This is a genomic window from Clostridium sp., from assembly GCF_016650035.1.
GTDB lineage: Bacteria > Bacillota > Clostridia > Clostridiales > Clostridiaceae > Clostridium_AD.
Genome location: NZ_JAENWM010000086.1, coordinates 1 through 17,213 on the forward strand (window position 1 = coordinate 1; position 17,213 = coordinate 17,213).

The window sequence follows — 17,213 nt, forward strand, 5'->3', positions numbered from 1 at the left end:
CGTCAAAAATTCGTCAAAATAATTAATGCAATCTGTTCATTTTAGTTCATTATAATTTTTATATGAGTTAAGCTAAAATGGCTTAATTGCTACATTTAAATGCAACTGTTGAATTGTGAAATAACCATTTACAATAATGTTTTAATGGTATAAAATTATATGATACTTGTCAAGTATAAGAATAAGAAAATTTATTTAAATATTACTAGAATGGAGTGATTTAAGATGATATATGGAAATATTGATGGAGTTAAGAACTCAATTTTAAACAAATTAGAATCTGCTTCTGAGTTAAGACTTTCTAAAGATAGTATCTTATCTGAAGAGTTAGTAGATATATTAGTCCAGGTAACGAAAGCTTTGGATAGAGAAGTCAGTGCGTCAATTGATAGAAAGGGAAACATAATAAGCTTGGCTATTGGTGACAGTAGTACAGTGGAGCTTCCTATAATTGATATAAAAGAAGGACGGCTCTCTGGTGTCAAAATAATACATACTCATCCAAATGGTAATTCGAGATTATCAGCACTAGATATGTCTGCACTTTTAAAATTAAAGTTAGATTGTATTGTGGCTATTGGAATAAAAGATAAGGAGATTTTAAAATATAACGTAGGGTTTTGTGGAATAGAAAATAATATTTTAATAGAAGAAGAAATAGGACCTCTAAATATAAATGAAATAACGGAATATGATATAACGAATAAAATTAAACATACGGAAAAATTGATGAAAACACATGAAATTCTTGAAGATGATGTAGAAAGAGCTGTCTTAGTAGGAATTGAAAGCGAAGAGGATTTAATAGAACTTAGAGAGCTAGCAAAGGCATGTAATGTAGAAACTGTAGATTCAATACTTCAAAAGAAACATAAAATAGACGCAGCTTTATACATAGGCAGCGGTAAAGCAGAAGAAATCAGCATTATAAGGCAAGCTCTAAGAGCAAATTTAGTTATTTTCGATGATGAACTATCAGGTTCACAAGTTAGAAATTTGGAAGAAGTACTTGGCTGTAAAGTAATAGATAGAACAACACTAATACTAGAGATATTTGCGAGAAGAGCAAAGACTAGGGAAGCAAAAATTCAAGTTGAACTTGCACAATTAAAATATAGGTTGCCACGTTTAACTGGGCTTGGAACAATGTTATCACGAACAGGTGCGGGAATTGGAACAAAGGGTCCTGGAGAGAAAAAATTAGAAATTGATAAAAGAAGAATAAGAGATGGTATTTTTGAGTTAAATAAAGAATTAGAAAAAATTAGAAATATAAGAGGTGTTCAAAGGGAAAGAAGAAGTAGAGAAAGCGTTTCAAAAGTATCTCTAGTTGGATATACTAATTCTGGAAAATCCACACTTAGAAACACATTATGTGAGTTGGCAGCACTTAAAAGTGTTGTACAAAAGGATAAAGTGTTTGAAGCAGATATGCTCTTTGCAACTTTAGACGTAACAACAAGAGCATTATTATTACCTGATAATCGAGTAGCAGCAGTAACAGATACAGTAGGATTTATAAGGAAACTTCCACATGACTTAGTGGAAGCTTTCAAATCAACACTTGAAGAAGTGGTATACTCAGATTTGTTAATGCATGTAGTAGATGTATCTTCTAGCAATGCTGAGCTACAGATAGAGGCTGTACATGGAGTTTTAACAGAATTAAACGCATTTGATAAGCCAATGATACTTCTTTTAAATAAAATTGATAAGGCTTCACAAGAAAATATTTTAATGATTAAAGAAAAATATAAAAACATTAAATCTATTGAAATATCAGCTAAATTTGGAACTAATTTGGAGGAACTATTAATAGAAGCTTGTAAAGAACTCCCATATACGCTTAAGAGTTTTAAAGTGCTTATTCCATATGCTGATCAAGCAATGGTGGCCTATTTACATAGACGGTCAAAGGTAGATTCAGAGGAATATAATGAACTGGGAACACTTATGTCAGTTCAAGGGGATGATGAAGTTTACAATAAGTGTGAAAAATATATTTTAGTGTAGCTTAAACTATTAGTATTCATAAAAAAAAAATTTATATATGTAATAAAAGTCATGAACATCTTATATAATTATATAAGATGTTCAATAAGTTTATAGCATTTATCTTAGGATTTAGGAGTAGATATGAAAGAGGAAAAACCAAATTCAGGCAATGGGAACAAAGCGGATAAAAAATCAGCGCAAGATGATGTGAATAAATACAGTGAAAAAAGGATCCTAGATATTATCTATGAGCAATTAAAGAACCTCCCTATAGGTTCGTCTGTAAATCAGACAATATCTGGCACTACTGGAGTAACTGATTCAACTGATGATTGTAGTATTAAAGCATTGGCAGATAAGGTTTTAAATATGAATATTTTAAGATTTGAATTAGATAGATTACAACTGGATTTTAGGGCAAGGGCATATTTTGAAAATGATGTAAAACCATTAATAGATACTTTAACTGCTCTATCATATGCATCTTATAATTTTTCGAGTACTGCAAGTAATATTGCAAGTACAAATTTTGGGCGGACATCAAACATAAAAGATGCTCTAGATCTAGCCGAAGATGTTGATGAAATTTCTGAAGATTTAGTAAAAGTATTAAAATGTAAAGTTGATAATTTGCTTAAACTATCAAAGTGTGATTGCAAATAGTTGATATGCTAATAAAGAGAACTGGTTTATTTTAACTTGGTTCTCTTTATTTTATAATCTAAAGAATTATGGTATAATCGTGGATAAAGAAATAAAAATCTGGAGGTATTGGAATGACTAAAACTGTTTTACAATATCAAAAAGCCTTTAATAGTGTAGTAGATAGAATAAAAATTGATGAATCCGTTTTATCGGTAATGGTTTTCGGAAGTATGGTAACAGGTGATTTATGGGAAGAATCAGATATTGATCTTTTTGTAATTGTCAAGCAAAAAACTGATGAAATTAGGAATATACATACTGAAGAAAAAGGTGTTCCTGTACATATTAAACTTATGGGTAAGGATGAATTTATAGAAATTTATTCTGATAATCTAAAAGGCGGATATATGCATAGAATTTTCTCATCTTCAAGGTTAGTATTTTCAAAAGATATGGATATAACAGTAAGATATGACGGTGGTAGATTTTTTCCGGATGTTGACCGTGAACGATGGGGAATGTATTTTTTAGGCAAACTCTTAAAAGATATGGGAGTATGTAAAAAATATTTATCCAACAATGGTATATATACGTCCTATAGCACTGCTATAAGATGTATTGAGAAGTATTCAAGACTATATATTAACTCAGCAGGATATATGATTAGTAAGGATGTTATGGCAATGGCCTTAAATTTAAATGAGGATTTCAAACAATGTGTTGATAAATTATTTTTCGAAAATACAAATATCGAAGAGGCCATTAAGGAAACTATGACATTTTTAGAGCAAAGCATAAACATAGATTTAAAAAGTAATTGTAACTTGCTTTTAAACTATATGAGAGGGAAAGACAAGTTTTTAAGTTCCGAAGAAATTATGGCTGAAGGCTTATTTGTGGATTTTGATATAGACATGGAAGAACTTTTGAACAAACTCTGGGAAAGAGATATTATTAAAAAGGAAACTAGAGATTTTAAGATGGACAATGATAAGATCTTATTTAAGCAAAATGTTTACTTTATATAATATTTTAGATATAAACAGGGGGCAATATGCAAAAGTATGAATTTGAATTTAATCCGGAATTTTCAAAATATATAGAAATATCAAAGCATATAAAAAAAATGATTGATGAAAATAACGTGGAGGATGGTGAAAAATTACCGTCCATAAGGAAATTATCAAAAATGCTCATGGTTAATGAGGTTACTGTAGTAAACGCTTATAAAAAGCTTGAAGCAGAAGGGTATGCATATCAAAAGATGGGCAGTGGAACTTACGCTAAAAAAAGAGATACAAATTTAAAATTTAAAAAAGAGTATTCGAATACCTTAAAAAAAATCTCTGGTGAAGAAATTAAAAAATATGTTGATTTTACAGGAGAAATCACCAGTAGTGAATTTTTTCCTGTAACAGTTTTTAAAGAAGTATTAAATGAAGTATTAGATAGAGATGGTGCACAGGCTTTTGCGTATAAGGAATCCCTAGGATATGAGGGACTCAGAAATAGTATAAGTAAATTTTTTTGGGATAGTAAGGTAAGTACTGAAGATATATTAATAATTTCAGGTGCACAGCAAGGCATTGATATAGTGTCAAAATCTATAATAAATGTTCATGATAATGTAATTGTAGAAAAACCCACTTATAGCGGTGCCCTAACTGTTTTTAAGTGGAGAAGGGCTAATATATTTGAAGTTGATATCCTTTATGATGGTATAGATTTATACGATTTTGAGGAAATACTTAAAAAAAACAAAATAAAATGTTTTTATGCCATGAGTTATTTTCAAAATCCTACAGGAGCCACTTATAGCCTTGAAAAAAAGTTGAAAATATTAGACCTTGCGGAATTATATAATTTTTATATTGTTGAAGATGACTATTTATCTGAATTAATATATGATGATAAGGAATATAAGAGTTTTAAGAGCTTAGATGTAAATGACAGAGTTATTTATATAAAGAGTTTTTCTAAGCTATTTCTTCCAGGAATAAGACTAGGATATATGATATCACCAGAGATACACAAGGAACATATTCAGAATTCGAAAATTAACTCAGATATATCAACTTCAAGTCTTATGCAGAGAGCTCTAGATTTATATATAAATAAGGATCTTTGGAGAGAACACATGAACTATCTTAATGTGGCCTATAAAAACAAGTATGAATTTATGCTAAATTGCATAGAAAAATATTTCCGAAATATAGTTACTTATTATATTCCTGAAGGAGGAATCTATTTTTACTTTAAAATTGCTGACAATTTAAAGAAAAATTCCATGGAGCTATTTTATAGCTGTAAAAATAGGAATGTATTAATTACTCCCGGGGTATTATTTTATAAAAATGCTGCAGAGGGTAATAATTATTTTAGGCTAAGTTTTTCAGAAATAAGTAAACCTAAAATAGAAGAAGGCATTAAAATTGTCTCAGAGATATTACGTAGAAATAAAAAAAAATAGCTGCAAGGTAGGGTGAGAGATTTTTGAAAAAGGGATTGATTAACATAGACTGGCAGTGTATTAGTAACTATTCAGAGGAAGAAATATCTTATTATTTATTCCTAGAGGGTAAAAGTATGGAATCCATATGTAAAATTAGAAATTTGGATAATTCTATTGTGCAAAAACACATAATTGAGGGTAAGATAAAATATAGATTTTTAGCAAAGAGTAATGACCCTTCTGAACTTTTCATGAGTATCGCTAAGGCCGGGAAAGAGGATAAAATTTATTTCTTAAATTCACTCCTAGATGATAATAAAAATAAACTAGTGGGGTTAATAAAAACTAGTTACACTGATATGATGCCAAAAGACAAAGAGGCAGCAGTTTGGATTTTAGGGGAATTAAAAGAAATATCTTGTCTAGATATTTTAATTAAAGCCTCTGTTTATAAATTCATAAATGTACGGAGAATGGCGGTTTCAGCCATGGGAAAGGTTGGAGACATCAGAGCTGAAGGTGCATTGCTTAGAGCTCTTTTGGATGATAACCCACAAGTGATAAGTTATGCGATAAAGTCTTTAGGTAAAATAAAAAGTGAAAAAGCTATTATAAAAATAAAGTACATACATGACAACACTGACAAAAAATACATAATTGATGCTGCAGAGAAATTTTTATTATTAATGGAGCAACCATAGATTTATATGGAAATTTATTTTAAGACATTTAGTGATAGATGGGAGAATTAGAATGAGTTATTTTACAATAAAAGATGAAGCAACCGCTGAATTTAAGGAGAAAAAGTCTGTTTTTATTGGACATGGTAAAAGAGTGGAAAATGAAGATGAAGCTAAGGAGTTTGTGCAAGAAATTAAAAACAAACACAAACAAGCAAGGCACAATGTTTATGCTTATATAATTGGTGAAAATAGAAATATACAAAGATATAGTGATGATGGGGAACCACAAGGTACTGGTGGTATTCCTATGTTAGAAGTTTTAAAAAAAAATGATATTACAGATGTAGCAGTAGTGGTTACTAGGTATTTTGGAGGGATTCTTCTTGGAACTGGGGGTTTGGCGAGAGCATATTCTAAAGGCGCATCGCTAGCTATAAAAGAGGCTGGGATAGTGGAAAAGGTTAAAGGTGTTTGCATACAAATAGTTATTCAGTACGATTTACTTGGAAAAATGCAACACATATGCGCTGAAAATAACTTTCATATAGAACACATAGATTATACTGATACAGTAAAAATTAAAATATACTGTGAGTTTAGTAATATAGAAGAATTTAAATCTAAAATAACTGGAATTAGCTCGGGAAAAGCAATTTTTGAAGAAGACGCAGCTAAAATGTACTTTAAATTAGAGCACAGATTGTATTGTTAAAAACACTTTTATTTTCTATTTGAAAAGTGCCTTATTCGATGATATAATGGGAATGTAATGTACTTATAACTAATTCATGAAGTATTGCTATATATTAGGCTCGGTTAGGAATATTTAAAACATAAAATAGTTAGTTGGGAGGAATTTGAAATGTCTGGACATTCAAAATGGAAGAACATACAAGCTAGAAAGGGTAAAATTGATTCTAAAAGAGGTAAAATATTTACAAAAATAGGTAAAGAATTGATAATGGCAGCTAAAGGCGGAGCTAGCTTGGAACTTAATGCTAAACTTAGAGATGTAGTTGCAAAAGCTAAATATAGTAATATGCCTGCAGATACAATAACTAGAGCAATAAAAAAAGGTTCTGGAGAACTTAATGACATAAACTATGAAGAAATAGTTTATGAAGGTTACGCCGCAGAAGGTGTTGCTGTAGTAGTTAACACATTAACAGATAAAAAAAATAGAAGTGTAGCAACTGTAAGACATGCTTTCGATAGACATGGTGGAAATATGGGAGCTAATGGATGTGTACACTGGATGTTTGCTAAAAAAGGACAAATCATAATAGAAAGAACGCAGGCTATGGATGAAGATGAAATCATGATGTTAGCCTTAGAAGCAGGTGCAGAAGATTTCAATGCAGAAGCAGAAATGTTTGAAATTATTACAACTGTAGAAAACTTTGGAGCAATTAGAGAAACGTTAGAAACAGCGGGTTTTGAATTCGCTTCTTCAGCGCTTACAATGATACCAGATAATATGACACCTGTTAGTATGGAAGGTGCAGCTAAAGTGCAAGCACTTATAGATATGCTTGAAGATGATGACGATGTGCAAGATGTTTATCACAATGCAGAGTTCCCAGAGGAATTTGAGGGATAGAGGAGTATTTGCAATAGATATAGGATAAAGATATAGTTGGATTTCAACCCGGATAGATTATTTATTAATTCTATTCGGGTTATTTTATATTTAAAGTATATACACATTCAACAGTAGCACTTTAGTTATTGTTCTGAATAAATAAATGTTATAATAAAACTGAAACAGTTGAAAAAAATATGAGAGACGCTTTACCAAATGCTGTTTTCATTGGATTTACAGGTACGCCAATAGATAAGGAAGATAAGTCTACCAAAGGAACCTTTGGAAGTTACATAGACAAATATGGTTTTGTTATGCAGGCTGTCGAGATGAAAATTACACTAAAATTATTCCTACAAATGTAGTATTATATATATCCGCTAAAAAAGAAACTAATCTAATAAAAATGTAAGTGGTAGTATTTTAGTCTGGGGGATAATGAGGTGTAAGAAATAATTTTGTGGAAATCTAACAGAAAGGGGTAAGGGAGTGAGTAACAAAAAATGTGCTTATTGTAATAAACTAATAACTAATGATAAAACTTATTGTGATGATAAATGCGAAAATTACTTTAATAAATTTCAGAACTTCTTTAAGAAGTACAAAGTCTTATTTGTTACATTAATAGCCATGAATACAATAGTTGCGTTAGTTGGTTCAATAATTACTATCACAAACTTACAGTTAGGTATATCAATAACATGTATAGGAATTATGATATTAAGTGGAACTATTATTGTGTTACCGTTTGCGACTACAGAAACATTTAGTAAATATTATCTATACAATAAAAGTACCAAGAAGTTTAGAAGGGAGGGCTCATTGAATTTCACACCATTTAGTATAATCGCTTATTTTGTACTAATACCAATTATTATGCTATCATTATTAGTGATATTAATTCTTGCAAATTATATAGTTATTAGAAAGCTTTATAAGTACTTATTTATTCTTATTAAAAATAATATACTGGAATTACAATGATCACTGTCATTATAATAAGCAATATACCAAAAGAAATTGGATTTTTTTTTGCTTATATATTTTTTAATTTTGAATTTAATCCGTTAAACAATAGCTTATACCCACTATAGGGAAAAATTATTGGTATTGCAATTTTAGCAGAAATTAAACCCAACACCAACCACGTTGGATTATTGTGTGTTACAAAAATTTCTTCAATTCATTAAGTTGCCATTCTCGTTCAAAAGTTATAGCATCAATATCATTGGAACTAATTAAGTCTATTGTTTTTATGGCATAATCTGATGCTACCATTGCATGTTCTCTCATATGTCCACTTGCTACTGCTTGACCAGTGACTCTAAATGCTGTTTTCTTTATTTCGGATTCACACTCCCGAGCAATTTTGTGAATTTTAAAACCAGCCTGTCTTACATCATGCATTCTCCCATTACCTGTTTGCCATAATTCATTTACCATAAATCCATCAACTATTGCATCTATTGAATTATAATCTATACCAGCAATGTCCAAAATATGTTTGGCCATTAGTAATGACCATTTTGCTAAAGCTACTTGGCTCATTTTTTCATATAATTCATCAATTTCCACCCTTAATTCACTATTATCTATTATCTTTATTTTCACTTTTGTTGTCATAACATGCCTCCTAAAAGTATGAATAATATTTACTTCACCATAGTTTACAGTTCTGAATTAATTGTGTAAATTTAATATACCATAAATTTACCGCTACATCATTACTTTTCTGTATAACAAAGTGATAAATGTAAACAAGTAAAAGCTCATGGATTTCATGAGCTTTTACTTGTTTACTAAAAGATGCTATAAAGTTATAAATTTTCAAATTCATTTAATGTTTTTAATTTGTTCTCAACCTTCATTTTTTCCATTCTTATATTATCTAATTGTTGCATTGTTTTTTTGTTTTCAACTTTTATGGTTCTAGTTGCATTACGTGGAAGACCAGACTCTGCAAGTTCTAGACTGTATTGTATTTCTTGTTCAAGCTTACTTTTATAAGTTTCTTCAAATTCTTTTTCTACCTGTGTTAACTCTTCGTTTAAAGTTGTTTTCATACTATCAATAACCTGCCTAGATACTTCTGATTTAATTTGTTCTTCTGTTTTCATAAAATTTTATCTCCTTTAGAATATATATTTTATGTTCTACAAATAGGAATGCCATTGTTAATAATGAACTCTAATTAACCAAAATTTAATGTTTTTATTGCTAAAGCCTAGATCCCATGGTACTTTGTTCCTATCGGAATTATGGCAACTAACTAAAGAATATCCTCTTGAATCAGCTCCGGTTACAACAGAAATATGTGTTATGTCATTTTTCTTTTCATATGCAACAAAATCTCCTGGGAGTAGTTTATAACTAGCCTTATATACTTTATCGTAGCTTCCATAGGCAATTACTGACGCTCTACCACTATATACCATATATCTTTTGAAACCATCTGCATTGAGCCAAGATCTTGTGGCCCCATTTTTGTCATAGCTCCAAGCCCCATTTGTTTTGAATTTTCCACCTTCAAAAAGAATTTGTGATGCAAAATTAGCGCAGTCACCGCCCTGAGAGTTATAGTCTCTGTATTTTTTATTATACTTGTACTCATGTTCTGATGTGCTTGCAGCTCCGCAATATTTATCAGCATATTCTACAGCTTTAGTTCTTCGCTCATCTAATGTAGATAAATCTCTTGGGTTTTGAGATAGTATATATTCTTTTATAGAATCTGCCTTAATATTATCTAAGTTTAGAGAATCTCCAAAAGGATCTTTATACCATTCTTTAGAAACTATGAAAGAATCATCTTTACTAGTAAGTTGCAAAACGTGATAGGTACCTATTCTTGAAGTGTTCTCTATTCCAGGTTGATTTTCATATACGTACTTGTATTCTGTTGAACACAATAGATAAATGGAGAAATTAGAATCACCACCTTTGATTTTTTTTATGATTACTGTTGGTTTAATGTCTATGAATTTAATGCCTTGTTTTTGTGCCCATTTATTTACATAATTCATTTTTCTTTTTTCGTATTCATAAGCCCAAGTGCCATACTTTGTCTCCATATTATAAATTGATTTTATTAATTCTAAATCACCACTTAGTATTGCCTTATTTCTTATTTGAAAAATTTCTTGGATATAGCTAGTAACTTCTTTTTTTTCATCATCTGTAGCAGCATTTGCATAGCAAGGATGTATAAATAAAAGAAGTATAGTAAATATGAATAATCTGATTATATAATTTGGTAATTGTTCTTTATTAAAAATTCTCATAATATAATACTCCTATTACTTAATAGATTTATTTATTTTGTCTAGTATTATTTGTGTGTTTGGTTCATCTAATGCAGCGCCTTCATACCATGGCTTGTTTAAATCTACAATTCCAGAGAAATAACGAGCCTTTAAAATAATTTCAGGTCTATACTCAAAATGTAGAATATCAAAATGTGACCATTTTCCTCCCCAAACAAATCCGTTTTTCTCAAAAACTTGAACAAGTTCACTGGGATATGAGGCTAAGCGTTCCCCACCCTGAGATTTAGAAGCCCACTTCCAATAATCTCTTTTATCACTAGCAAGATCTATAGCTATTCCATAAGCATGAGGACTTAACCTACTTGTTCCTGAAATTACTCGGTAATTGAAAGTACCACTGCATGGTAAAAAGCACCTTCTTACATTTTCATTTTTTTCTGAAAGAGGAATTAATTCATTCATTACAGATTGGAGTGAACTTGCAGCACTACTATTCTTATTAAATTGGTACTTCTTATAACCAATTTTAACTCCTGTAAGATTAGATTCTAAAGCTTGTTTTGTACTTCCATACATTTCGGATAATAAACTATAACACCTTGCACGACCAGGGTCAAAATTAGAGTCCATAATACTTTTAATAGGTGTTAATGGATATATTTGCTCTAAAGTATCTTGAAGGTCTGGATTTGCTAATTTTTGGTCGAAATTTTTTTCTGCTTTATCATCGTATATAAGTTTGTTACCAGACTTTAACACTAAATAGACATACCCATTATTTTCTTCAATATTTGTAATAAATTCAGGATAAGCTATCATTAGGCAAAGTAAATCTCTCTTCACTGTTAAATTATAGATATCGGTATCTTGATAAGTAAAAGTAACATTTGAAGCTGTGGCTGTTCTTGGGTTTTGAAAATTACAAAATAAACTAATAACAACTATTAAAGCTAGAATTTTTTTCATAACATAGCTCCCTACTGGATTGTGAAATATTTAATAGTGAATTTTTCTTATTAATACTTCTTATATATATAATTTCCTATGTGAGAGTAATATATGTGTGGATAAACATGCCAGGTGCCATCAACGTGGCAAGGCTTATTGAAAATAAATATGCCACTTGCCACGTGGGTGGCACCAAATTTATCCGTTGATAATAGCTCCACCATTCACATGAATAGATTCACCACTGATATATGATGCACCATCTGAGGCTAAAAATACATAAGTCTCAGCCAGTTCTACAGGTTGACCTGGTCTTCTCATAGGAGTGTTTTTACCGAATTCACCAACCTCACTGGCGCTGAAGGAAGATGGTATAAGAGGGGTCCATATAGGACCAGGAGCTACTGCATTAACTCGTATTTTTCTACTTGCAAGTGAAAGAGCCAAAGAACGAGTAAAGGTTACTATTGCACCTTTTGTTGAAGAGTAATCAATTAAAGTCTCATGGCCTTTGTAGGCTGTAACTGAGGAAGTATTTATAATTGTAGCACCCTCTTTTAAGTGGGGTAATGAAGCTTTTACCAGATAAAACATAGCAAAAATATTGGTCCTAAATGTCTTCTCTAGTTGCTGAGTTGTAATGTCTTCGATGCTGTTTTGAGGATGTTGCTCAGCAGCATTGTTTACAAGAATATCTATTTTACCCAATTGTTTTATTGTTTTAGTTACAGCATCCTTGCAAAAAGTATCTTCGCCTATATCTCCAGGAATTAAAATACACTTTCTACCTTTTGCCTCGATAAGTTTTTTTGTTTCTTCCGCATCTTCATGCTCATCAAGATATAATATGGCTATATCGGCACCTTCCCTTGCATAGGAGAGAGCGACTGCTTTCCCAATACCACTATCACCACCAGTAATTAAGGCGACTTTATTCATTAATTTGCCAGAACCTATCAAATTAGGATTTTCGAAAATAGGTTTTGGGTTCATAAGCGACTCTAAACCTGGCTGTTTATCTTGTTTTTGCGGTGGTACACTAGTTGGAAAATTCAAATTTTCATTCATAAAATCCTCTCCTTAGATAGTAAAATATTTTAGTAGGTATAGTTTGCGGCGAATTAGAATTTATATTCATGTCACATGCATTATAATAGACGAATAGCAAGGAAGGTATAAATATGTTATACTTAAAAAATGTGAGTACAATTAATAATAAATATAAAAAAAATTAAAGTTGATATAAGTGAAACATATTTATTTATACATAAGTGACCTATAAAGCCTTAGCTAAATGAAGATTAATCAGCCTAAACATGCTCATATCACTAATAAAGGGTGGTTTCTTAAATGCAATATAATCATGCGCGAAAGTTGTTGTTTCCAATTTTCAAGAAAATTCATAATAGAATATCAGTGATTTGTGACATTTAAAGTTAAAGACAGCCACTTTCAAAGGAGAAAAAAATGTTATTCGAAAACTTAAATCTTATTACCCCAATAAAGAAGGCTTTAGTAACTGAAGGTTATGTGGAAGCTACACCAATACAGGAAGCAGCAATTCCTACCATATTGGCAGGAAAAGACTTTCTAGGCTGTGCTCAGACAGGTACTGGAAAGACAGCAGCTTTTGCTATTCCTATATTACAAATTCTTTGCGGAAAACAAAAAGTTATAAAGGGACCTAAAAATATAAAGGCACTAATACTGGCACCTACTAGGGAATTAGCAATTCAAATTGGAGAAAGCTTTGATGCCTATGGTGAACATATGAACCTTACTAGCACTGTTATTTTTGGAGGCGTATCACAAAAACGTCAAACTGATGCACTAAAAGGTGGGGTAGATATTTTAATTGCAACCACTGGTAGACTACTTGACTTAATGCAACAGAAATTTATTAATATACACCATGTGGAAATGTTTGTATTGGATGAGGCGGATCGTATGCTTGATATGGGATTTTTGCGTGATGTGAAAAAGATCATTGCGCAATTACCTAAAATAAGACAGACAATGTTATTTTCAGCAACTATGCCAAATGAAATTTCAAAGCTTGTAGATTCTATTCTAATAGACCCTGTAAAGGTAGCAGTTACACCTGTGTCTTCTACTATTGAGCTTATTGACCAATCAGTATATTTTGTGGATAAAAAGGATAAAAAGCCATTACTTATTCATTTGCTAAAAGATAAGTCAATAGTTTCTGCTTTGGTATTCTCAAGAACCAAACATGGTGCAAATAAAATCACTAAAGACCTTAATAATTCGGGCATAGAGGCTCAGGCTATTCATGGAAATAAATCACAAAGTGCAAGGCAACTTGCCTTAAATAATTTTAAGCAAGGGATAACAAGAGTGCTAGTTGCAACAGATATAGCAGCAAGAGGTATAGATGTTGAGGAATTATCACATGTAATCAATTTTGATTTGCCTAATATACCAGAGACATATGTTCATAGAATAGGAAGAACTGGAAGAGCGGGTCTTGGTGGAGTTGCGGTTTCCTTTTGCGATATAGAAGAAAAACCTTTTCTTAAAGATATTCAAAAGGTTATATCAAAATCAATTCCAGTAATAGAAGATCATCCTTATCCTGCAAGTAATGAACCAGTAATAGTTAGTAAAGACGTAAAAAAAGCCACAACTGGAAAGCCTTCTTCAACTGGTTATGCTAGAAGAAATGGGCGCAATCAATCTGGGAGACAACAAACTAGGAATTCTAGATCAACAAGGTAAGTCGTTAAAAGTATAAAGCCAATGATTATATAACATAATCATTGGCTTTATTACTCCATATTAAATATATGGATTTACAATCCGCATTTTAAATTTCATGCGGACCAACTTTGTAATCTCCGTTCTTAGCACTAGCAATACTGCCTACGCTGAAAACTACAGGTAATCTACCTATTAACATAACTAACATCTCCCTTTATAAGATTAATGTTGGCTAGTTGACTACAAATATAGTATATCCTGACCACAAAAATTATATACATTAAATTAATTTAATTTTGATAAAACCACTAGTAGCAAATTTTTTTTATGTTCTTAGGGTGAGAGAAGAACTTATTAGCTTTGCAGGATATGCACGAATATGGTAAAGTATATTTATAAATTATTTGATTTGAGATGAAAAGAGGTGGCGCTGCACATGCTAGAATATAATGAAGTATACAATTCCATAATAAAAGAATTTAAGCTATGTGATTCTAGTTTAAAACAAACCAGCGAGACAGCTGAAGGTCTAACTAAAGCTAGAATAGAGATATGTAAACTTTTAAAGATGTCGGAGTACAACGCTGAAACTTTAAATGAAAATAAAAAACGTCTTATTGCAAAAATAGATATTAATAAATTGAATATAATAGATTGTGAAAAAAAGCAAATAGCATTAAAGGAAGAAATTATTATAAAAAAAAAGGAAATTAAGGTTATTAAAATCCATATAAATGAATTAGAACATAAGATTACGCAAGAAAAGCAAGAAAGCAGAAAATTTAGGGAAGCTCTTTATATTTTTATTAGTAGAGAGAAATTTAAAATAATAAAAAAGATAATCATCAGAAGGTATAGAAAAGTTTTTTTGAAATATTCTAGTGAGATAATTATAAAAACTGAAATTATGGAATGCAATAGGAGAAAAGAGAATATTAGAGAAGAAAAACAAAACTTTAATAATACGATGGAAATATGTAATAAGAAAATAATTATGATAAAGAAAGTCTTAGCAGAAACTAGAAAAAAAATTATTAACAATCAAAAATCGAATAGATTTATTTTTTTAAAGCTTCAAAAACTAGAGGAATATAAAAAAAATGAAAAGAAATTTAGGCTAGAAGTTCAAAAATGTGAAGGACAACTAGAATTTTATAAAGATAAATTATAAAATTCAAAGAATGTAGGACGTTCTATTATTAGAACATACTACATTCTTTGAATTTTAAGATTGGTTGTGAACTATATTTTATTTAAATGCTTTTTCAAATACTTCATTAACAATATTTTTAGAGGGTACACCTTCATGGACCTTAATTCCGTCTACATAGTAGGTAGGCACGTAATAGTAAGTATATTGTTTCGCTAAATCCGGGTGGAGTTCTTCATCAATTATTTTAATATCTATATCTGCATATTGTGGATTTTGTTTTTTTATTACATCCATCCATGTAAGTGCTTTTTTACAATAAGGACACCATTCAGTTACAAACATAATTACGGGTTTCATTATAATATCACCAAACTTTCTTATCAATTCATCAATGTATAGTATACACTATTTTTCTGGTTTTTAATGCATTATAGCAAAAAATAAATTGTGTGAATTTAAAAATGCTAATTATTGAAAAATTAATTAGTAAACTATATAGTTAGGTAATAATTTATTTGCTATAATAAGTTATTATGAAAATTAATTTTAAGTGAAATATTTGTTAAAAAATATATAAGCTACTTCAATGTAGCGTTAAAGAAGGCAGTGATTTTGTGGCAATAGAAAATATGGAATCTATATTAAAATGTCCTGTGTGCAATTTGTGTTTAGAAAAGCATGAAAAACAATACTTATGTTTAAACAATCATAGTTACGATATAGCTAGCAAAGGTTATATTAATCTTCTTTTAGCTAATCAAAAGAATACAAAAGAACCAGGGGACAGTAAAAAAATGATGGGAGGACGCAGAGACTTCTTAAATAAAGGATACTATCATACTTTTTCAGAAAGGTTAAACCAGGTAATAATTTCAAATATAAGTGGAAACAACATAAATATACTGGATGCTGGATGTGGAGAAGGATATTTCTTATGGGAATTAAAGGAAGCAATACGCATGGAACAATCTAACAGTATGCAAAATATGGAGTTTGAATTTTTCGGTGTAGATATCTCAAAAGCAGCGGTTACTTATGCGACAAACAGAGATAAAAAAATAAAATTTATAGTAGGTAGTAATTTTAACATACCTATAATGACAAATACCATCGATATAATCATAAGAAACTTTGCTCCTTCTGATGAGGCAGAACTTAATAGAGTTCTAAAGGACAAAGGTAAGTTAGTTGTAGTAACTCCTGGAGTACAACATTTATATGGGTTAAAGGAAATATTATATGAAAAGGCTAGAAAACATGAAGAAAAACAAACAACTTTTGAAGGATTTAAATTAATTAATACAACAGAAGTTAAGTACAATATTAACATAGAAGATGGCGAAAACGGCGAGGATGTAAAGAATCTTATTGCAATGACTCCTTATTATTGGACTTTTGACAACTCTATGAGAGAAATAGCGAGTAATACCTCTAAACTTTCAACTGCACTCCATTTTAATATAAGCGTATATGAAAAGTGTTAATAATATACTGAAATTGACTTGCATATTATATTCTTAGGAGGTAAATATGGAACTAGATAAAGAAAACTTCTTAAAGAAAACTCAGACTACTGAAGATGATATTATAAAAAATGATATAGACTTCTCAGTATTAAACAAAATATACCTTGGTGCTAGAATAGAAATAGTACAATAGAAATTGAGAAAGTTCCTGATAAGTATTACAATAAAGATAATAGATGGAGGGACTTAATCATGAGAAAACAACACGATAAACAATTTAAAGAAGATGCTGTCAAATATTA

At 30.4% G+C, this 17,213-nt stretch carries 19 protein-coding genes; 13 read left to right on the plus strand and 6 right to left on the minus strand.

What is annotated here, in order from left to right:
• Positions 1–225 precede the first annotated feature (225 nt).
• The 9 genes from hflX (at position 226) to JJD95_RS16395 (ending at position 8,341) form a co-directional block, all read left to right on the plus strand.
• Positions 226–2,013, plus strand: a complete 1,788-nt coding sequence (gene hflX, locus JJD95_RS16355; RefSeq protein WP_291644085.1) for a GTPase HflX — start codon at positions 226–228, stop codon at positions 2,011–2,013.
• A 123-nt stretch (positions 2,014–2,136) separates the two neighbouring features.
• Complete coding sequence (locus JJD95_RS16360) at positions 2,137–2,658, plus strand: hypothetical protein (RefSeq protein WP_291644086.1); 522 nt, start codon at positions 2,137–2,139, stop codon at positions 2,656–2,658.
• 113 nt (positions 2,659–2,771) lie between these two features.
• Entirely contained in the window at positions 2,772–3,668 is an 897-nt protein-coding gene (locus JJD95_RS16365; protein ID WP_291644087.1) for a nucleotidyltransferase domain-containing protein, read from the plus strand.
• Between the two features lie 26 nt (positions 3,669–3,694).
• Positions 3,695–5,110: a PLP-dependent aminotransferase family protein gene (locus JJD95_RS16370; RefSeq protein ID WP_291644088.1), complete on the plus strand. Its 1,416-nt coding sequence runs from the start codon at positions 3,695–3,697 to the stop codon at positions 5,108–5,110.
• Positions 5,111–5,133: 23 nt separating this feature from the next.
• Positions 5,134–5,793, plus strand: a complete 660-nt coding sequence (locus JJD95_RS16375) for a HEAT repeat domain-containing protein (RefSeq protein ID WP_291644089.1) — start codon at positions 5,134–5,136, stop codon at positions 5,791–5,793.
• 52 nt (positions 5,794–5,845) lie between these two features.
• Positions 5,846–6,487 carry a YigZ family protein gene (locus JJD95_RS16380; protein ID WP_291644090.1) on the plus strand — a complete coding sequence of 214 codons (642 nt, stop codon included), beginning with the start codon at positions 5,846–5,848 and terminating at the stop codon, positions 6,485–6,487.
• Positions 6,488–6,637: 150 nt separating this feature from the next.
• Positions 6,638–7,375 (plus strand): YebC/PmpR family DNA-binding transcriptional regulator, encoded by a 738-nt coding sequence (locus JJD95_RS16385; RefSeq protein WP_291644091.1) that lies wholly within the window; start codon positions 6,638–6,640, stop codon positions 7,373–7,375.
• Positions 7,376–7,512: 137 nt separating this feature from the next.
• Positions 7,513–7,722 carry a hypothetical protein gene (locus tag JJD95_RS16390; protein ID WP_291644103.1) on the plus strand — a complete coding sequence of 70 codons (210 nt, stop codon included), beginning with the start codon at positions 7,513–7,515 and terminating at the stop codon, positions 7,720–7,722.
• Between the two features lie 124 nt (positions 7,723–7,846).
• Positions 7,847–8,341, plus strand: coding sequence for a DUF2116 family Zn-ribbon domain-containing protein (locus JJD95_RS16395; protein ID WP_291644092.1), 495 nt, complete (start codon positions 7,847–7,849; stop codon positions 8,339–8,341).
• A 180-nt stretch (positions 8,342–8,521) separates the two neighbouring features.
• On the opposite strand, the gene JJD95_RS16400 is transcribed toward JJD95_RS16395, so the two are convergent.
• From JJD95_RS16400 to JJD95_RS16420, 5 genes are all read right to left on the minus strand, one after another.
• Entirely contained in the window at positions 8,522–8,980 is a 459-nt protein-coding gene (locus JJD95_RS16400; protein WP_291644093.1) for a putative immunity protein, read from the minus strand.
• Positions 8,981–9,174: 194 nt separating this feature from the next.
• The gene (locus JJD95_RS16405) at positions 9,175–9,474 is read right to left on the minus strand and encodes a hypothetical protein (RefSeq protein WP_291644094.1); all 300 of its coding nucleotides are present in this window, start codon (positions 9,472–9,474) and stop codon (positions 9,175–9,177) included.
• A 57-nt stretch (positions 9,475–9,531) separates the two neighbouring features.
• Positions 9,532–10,638, minus strand: a complete 1,107-nt coding sequence (locus JJD95_RS16410; RefSeq protein WP_291644095.1) for an amidase domain-containing protein — start codon at positions 10,636–10,638, stop codon at positions 9,532–9,534.
• Positions 10,639–10,653: 15 nt separating this feature from the next.
• On the minus strand, positions 10,654–11,589 hold the full coding sequence (locus tag JJD95_RS16415) for a M15 family metallopeptidase (protein ID WP_291644096.1): 936 nt from the start codon (positions 11,587–11,589) through the stop codon (positions 10,654–10,656).
• Between the two features lie 180 nt (positions 11,590–11,769).
• Positions 11,770–12,639 carry an SDR family oxidoreductase gene (locus JJD95_RS16420; RefSeq protein ID WP_291644097.1) on the minus strand — a complete coding sequence of 290 codons (870 nt, stop codon included), beginning with the start codon at positions 12,637–12,639 and terminating at the stop codon, positions 11,770–11,772.
• A 399-nt stretch (positions 12,640–13,038) separates the two neighbouring features.
• Here JJD95_RS16420 and JJD95_RS16425 point away from each other — a divergent pair, with 399 nt between their 5' ends.
• Positions 13,039–14,310, plus strand: a complete 1,272-nt coding sequence (locus JJD95_RS16425; RefSeq protein WP_291644098.1) for a DEAD/DEAH box helicase — start codon at positions 13,039–13,041, stop codon at positions 14,308–14,310.
• A 418-nt stretch (positions 14,311–14,728) separates the two neighbouring features.
• Complete coding sequence (locus JJD95_RS16430; protein WP_291644099.1) at positions 14,729–15,463, plus strand: hypothetical protein; 735 nt, start codon at positions 14,729–14,731, stop codon at positions 15,461–15,463.
• Between the two features lie 78 nt (positions 15,464–15,541).
• On the opposite strand, the gene JJD95_RS16435 is transcribed toward JJD95_RS16430, so the two are convergent.
• Positions 15,542–15,802, minus strand: coding sequence for a thioredoxin family protein (locus JJD95_RS16435; protein WP_291644100.1), 261 nt, complete (start codon positions 15,800–15,802; stop codon positions 15,542–15,544).
• A 257-nt stretch (positions 15,803–16,059) separates the two neighbouring features.
• Between JJD95_RS16435 and JJD95_RS16440 the strand changes: the two genes are divergently transcribed.
• Positions 16,060–16,929, plus strand: coding sequence for a putative RNA methyltransferase (locus JJD95_RS16440; protein ID WP_291644101.1), 870 nt, complete (start codon positions 16,060–16,062; stop codon positions 16,927–16,929).
• A 46-nt stretch (positions 16,930–16,975) separates the two neighbouring features.
• Positions 16,976–17,104, plus strand: a complete 129-nt coding sequence (locus JJD95_RS16445; protein ID WP_291644102.1) for a hypothetical protein — start codon at positions 16,976–16,978, stop codon at positions 17,102–17,104.
• The last annotated feature ends 109 nt before the right edge of the window (positions 17,105–17,213 follow it).

Bases quoted from the DNA above. Each gene is read 5' to 3' on its own strand.
- hflX (WP_291644085.1), top strand. From the start codon at position 226: ATGATATATGGAAATATTGATGGAGTTAAGAACTCAATTTTAAACAAA.
- JJD95_RS16360 (WP_291644086.1), top strand. From the start codon at position 2,137: ATGAAAGAGGAAAAACCAAATTCAGGCAATGGGAACAAAGCGGATAAA.
- JJD95_RS16365 (WP_291644087.1), top strand. From the start codon at position 2,772: ATGACTAAAACTGTTTTACAATATCAAAAAGCCTTTAATAGTGTAGTA.
- JJD95_RS16370 (WP_291644088.1), top strand. From the start codon at position 3,695: ATGCAAAAGTATGAATTTGAATTTAATCCGGAATTTTCAAAATATATA.
- JJD95_RS16380 (WP_291644090.1), top strand. From the start codon at position 5,846: ATGAGTTATTTTACAATAAAAGATGAAGCAACCGCTGAATTTAAGGAG.
- JJD95_RS16385 (WP_291644091.1), top strand. From the start codon at position 6,638: ATGTCTGGACATTCAAAATGGAAGAACATACAAGCTAGAAAGGGTAAA.
- JJD95_RS16400 (WP_291644093.1), bottom strand. From the start codon at position 8,980: ATGACAACAAAAGTGAAAATAAAGATAATAGATAATAGTGAATTAAGG.
- JJD95_RS16405 (WP_291644094.1), bottom strand. From the start codon at position 9,474: ATGAAAACAGAAGAACAAATTAAATCAGAAGTATCTAGGCAGGTTATT.
- JJD95_RS16410 (WP_291644095.1), bottom strand. From the start codon at position 10,638: ATGAGAATTTTTAATAAAGAACAATTACCAAATTATATAATCAGATTA.
- JJD95_RS16415 (WP_291644096.1), bottom strand. From the start codon at position 11,589: ATGAAAAAAATTCTAGCTTTAATAGTTGTTATTAGTTTATTTTGTAAT.
- JJD95_RS16420 (WP_291644097.1), bottom strand. From the start codon at position 12,639: ATGAATGAAAATTTGAATTTTCCAACTAGTGTACCACCGCAAAAACAA.
- JJD95_RS16425 (WP_291644098.1), top strand. From the start codon at position 13,039: ATGTTATTCGAAAACTTAAATCTTATTACCCCAATAAAGAAGGCTTTA.
- JJD95_RS16430 (WP_291644099.1), top strand. From the start codon at position 14,729: ATGCTAGAATATAATGAAGTATACAATTCCATAATAAAAGAATTTAAG.
- JJD95_RS16435 (WP_291644100.1), bottom strand. From the start codon at position 15,802: ATGAAACCCGTAATTATGTTTGTAACTGAATGGTGTCCTTATTGTAAA.
- JJD95_RS16445 (WP_291644102.1), top strand. From the start codon at position 16,976: ATGGAACTAGATAAAGAAAACTTCTTAAAGAAAACTCAGACTACTGAA.